The organism is Gluconacetobacter entanii, from assembly GCF_013155425.1.
GTDB lineage: Bacteria > Pseudomonadota > Alphaproteobacteria > Acetobacterales > Acetobacteraceae > Novacetimonas > Novacetimonas entanii.
Genome location: NZ_JABJWD010000166.1, coordinates 1 through 3098, shown reverse-complemented (window position 1 = coordinate 3098; position 3098 = coordinate 1). Strand labels below are relative to the sequence as shown.

Here is a 3098-nt window from a genome sequence, read left to right as displayed (position 1 = left end):
ACACAGCGCCAGCAGCACATGCATCGCCGCCAGCACCACCAGCAGGGGCAGCCCATGGGGCATGACCGCCCATGCCACCAGCGCCACGCCACCGGCCATCAGCCCGGCGATGGGACAGCCCCGCGCCAGAAGTCCGGGCCATCCCAGCAGCAGGACCAGCCATGACATGCGCTGCGGCACAAGGGTCGCATGCACCACGTCATGGCGCCCCGGCGGCGTCCAGATGGCGTAGAAGGTCACAGCACGCCCTTGGTGGAGGGGACGGTCCCCTGTGCCCGCGGGTCATGTTCGCAGGCCATGCGCAGCGCACGGGCCAGCGCCTTGAACGAGGCCTCGGCAATATGGTGGCAGTTGCGGCCCGAACGCTGCGTAAGGTGCAATGTCACCATGGCGCTCATGGCGAAGGCGCGGAAGAACTCCTCGAACAGTTCGGTGTCCATCTCCCCGATCTTGTCGCGGGTGAACTCCACCGACCATGCAAGGTAGGGGCGGCCCGAAATGTCGATCACCGCCTCGCTCAGCGCCTCGTCCAGCGGGACGAGCGCGCTGCCGTACCGGCGGATGCCGCGCTTGTCGCCGATGGCCTGCGCAAATGCCCTGCCCAGCGCGATGCCGGTATCTTCCACCGTGTGATGGTAGTCGATATGCAGGTCGCCCTTTGCCTCCACTGTCAGGTCGCACATGCTATGTCGGCCCAGCGCGGTAAGCATGTGGTCGAAAAATCCGATGCCCGTGGCGATCCGTGTCTGCCCGGTGCCATCAAGGTTGATGGACACGGTGATGTCGGTTTCGCTGGTGGCGCGGTGAATCGTGGCTAAGCGGGGTTCGGTCATGGTTTTCGCTTCTACAGCAAGGCGCAGGGTGGAATCCATACCGATCCTGTCACGCATTGGCGCACATGTGCGCTTCCCTTGGCTTTGGCCGGCATCTGCGGCATGGTGCGACGCGCATTGCGGATGCGCGGGACGGGGTGCGGCCATGATGACGGCCACATGCCGCGATACGGCAGGTGCGGCGATGGCGGCATCGCCCGCCGTTACGCAGGCCCTTCACGCCCGGCCCGTTATCGAAGGAACGTAACATATGACATCGCTTGATCTTCTGCTGTCACGCTTTTCCACCGATGCGCTGGTGCAGCCTGCGCCCGACGCGGCGCAGTTGGAACGGATACTGTCCGCCGCGATGTGCGCCCCCGACCATGGGCGGCTGCGCCCGTGGCGTTATGTCGTGATCCGTGACGAAGCCCGCGCCCGTGTCGCCGAACTGGTGGTGGCGAGCATGAAGCGCCTCGACCCCGAAGTATCGGAAGCCAAGATCGAGAAGCGGCGCGGACGGTTTTCGACCATGCCGCTGGTCATCGCGCTGGGCATGCACCTGCGTCCCGATCACAAGATTCCCGTGATCGAGCAGGAAATGGCCGTGGCCGCCGCGGCGATGAATGTGCTCAACGCCCTGCATTTCACCGGCTTTGGCGCGGTGTGGGTCAGTGGCGACGTGACCTATGACCCGCAGTTCGCGGCCGAACTGGGCTTTGACGCCCCACACAGGCTGGCGGGCTTCCTGTTTGTCGGCACGCCCGCCCCCGATGCCCGTCCCGCGCGGCGCGCGCCGGTTGATGGTTATGTCGCGCAGTGGAATGGCCCGGCCACCCGCTTCGCCGCGGATGAGAAAGACGGCAGGTAATCGTCTGGATCACGGCCCATGGCGGGAACGCTCCGCATGTGCGGGACATGGGGTTGATGCAGGCGCACAGGTAAGGATCCGAGACGTGCAGAGTGATGTGACGATTATCGGTGGCGGCCCGGTCGGGCTGGCCACCGCCCTTTCACTGGAGGCGCGGGGCCTGTCGGTCACGGTCCTGGAACGTGCGCCTGCCGAAATGCTGGCGGAAGCGCCGTTCGATGGCCGTGAGATCGCGCTGACCCATCATTCCATGGGTGTGCTCAGGGCGCTGGGGGCATGGCCCCACATCCCGGAGGTGGCAATTTCCCCATTGCGGGAGGCCCGTGTGGAAACCGGGCGGCACAATCACCCGCTGACGTTCGATACGCGCGGACGCGGGGTGGAGGCTCTGGGCTACCTCGTCTCCAACCACCTGATCCGCCGCGCCCTGTATGCGCAGGCCGCGCAGCGTCCGGGCATCACCATAAAGGCGGGCACCGCGACGCAGTATGTGCGTAACGGTCGCGGGGACATGACGGTCGTCCATGACGGGGGGGAGGAAACATCCCGCCTGGTCGTCGCGGCGGATGGCCGGTTTTCACAGATCCGGCGCATGCAGCGCATCGGCGCGGTCATGCATGATTTCCGGCGCTCCATGCTGGTATGCCGCATGGCGCATGAATCCCCGCACCATCACGTGGCCACCCAGTGGTTCGATGAGGGGCAGACCGTGGCCCTGCTGCCGGTCAATGGGGGGGCGTCCTCCATCGTCCTGACCCTCCCGCCCGATCGGATCGAGGAACTGCGCCATATGGAGCGTGATGCGTTCAACGAACAGATCATGCAGCGCGTGGGCAACCGCCTGGGGCGCATGCGGCTGGTCAGTACGCGCCACGTCTATCCCTTGCGCGGCGTCTATGCGCACCGTTTCGCCACGCCGGGATTCGCGCTGGTGGGGGATGCGGCCGTGGGCATGCACCCGATTACCGCCCACGGGTTCAACCTCGGCCTGAAGGGGCAGGAAACGCTGGCGCAGGAAATCGGTGCGGCGATGGAACGGGGGGAGGAGATCGGCAGCCTGTCGGTCCTGCGCCGGTTTGAACGTCGGCACCGCCTTGCCACGGCGCCCCTGTTCGCCGCGACGAACGGAATCGCCACCCTTTATACGCGTGACGAACTGCCGTTCCGTCAGTTGCGCCGCGTGGGCCTGCAGGTGGCCGATGCGCTTTCACCGTTCAAGAACGCAGTGACCAATATGCTGATGGATCGCCAGAAAACGGCGTAAAACTGCCAGAAATACGTTTTTATCCAAGGGCTTGTTGCATCATCGGAATACAAAAAACGATCTTTTTTTCATTTTTGGATTGACGGTTTTTGGTGAGGGGCCTATATCCCCGTTCACCGCTTCGGGGGCAGAAAGTTCTTGAGTTTAGCGG

3 protein-coding genes and 1 pseudogene are annotated in these 3098 nt (G+C 64.7%); 2 read left to right on the top strand and 2 right to left on the bottom strand.

Annotation, left to right across the window (positions count from 1 at the left end; all coding sequences use genetic code 11):
- Both HNH97_RS17245 and hisB read right to left on the bottom strand, forming a co-directional pair.
- Nucleotides 1–240 (bottom strand): annotated as a pseudogene (locus HNH97_RS17245) (hypothetical protein); the annotation flags it as partial.
- Nucleotides 237–833 (bottom strand): imidazoleglycerol-phosphate dehydratase HisB, encoded by a 597-nt coding sequence (hisB, locus tag HNH97_RS17240; RefSeq protein ID WP_171791698.1) that lies wholly within the window; start codon nt 831–833, stop codon nt 237–239. The pseudogene HNH97_RS17245 and the gene hisB, both read right to left, overlap by 4 nt.
- A gap of 250 nt (nt 834–1083) precedes the next feature.
- Here hisB and HNH97_RS17235 point away from each other — a divergent pair, with 250 nt between their 5' ends.
- A complete protein-coding gene (locus HNH97_RS17235; RefSeq protein WP_171791697.1) occupies nt 1084–1683 on the top strand; it encodes a nitroreductase family protein in 600 nt (199 codons plus the stop codon).
- A gap of 85 nt (nt 1684–1768) precedes the next feature.
- On the top strand, nt 1769–2947 hold the full coding sequence (ubiM, locus tag HNH97_RS17230; RefSeq protein WP_171791696.1) for a 5-demethoxyubiquinol-8 5-hydroxylase UbiM: 1179 nt from the start codon (nt 1769–1771) through the stop codon (nt 2945–2947).
- Nucleotides 2948–3098 lie beyond the last annotated feature (151 nt).